This window comes from Polaribacter sargassicola (assembly GCF_021991835.1).
Lineage (GTDB): Bacteria > Bacteroidota > Bacteroidia > Flavobacteriales > Flavobacteriaceae > Polaribacter > Polaribacter sargassicola.
On record NZ_JAHDAU010000234.1, the window covers coordinates 1 to 282 of the forward strand.

The window sequence follows — 282 nt, forward strand, 5'->3', positions numbered from 1 at the left end:
AGCTCGGCGCCGACGTGAACCTCGCCTGGCCCACCGCCGAGATCGCCGTCATGGGCGGCCAGGGCGCCGTCAACATCCTCTACCGCGGTGAGATCAAGAAGGCCGAAGAGGCCGGCGAGGACGTCGCCGCCGTGCGCAGCCGTCTCGCCGCCGAGTACACCTATGGCGTCACCAGCCCGTTCCTCGCGGCCGAGCGCGGCGAGATCGACGGCATCATCGAGCCTGCGAACACCCGCGTCTCGATCGCCAAGGCCCTCCGCGCACTCAGGGGCAAGCGCGCCG

1 protein-coding gene is annotated in these 282 nt (G+C 71.3%); it reads left to right on the forward strand.

The genetic code is table 11. The features are described 5' to 3' along the window. The coding region (locus KI686_RS17740; protein ID WP_497801198.1) for a carboxyl transferase domain-containing protein at positions 1-282 on the forward strand (282 nt) is incomplete at both ends.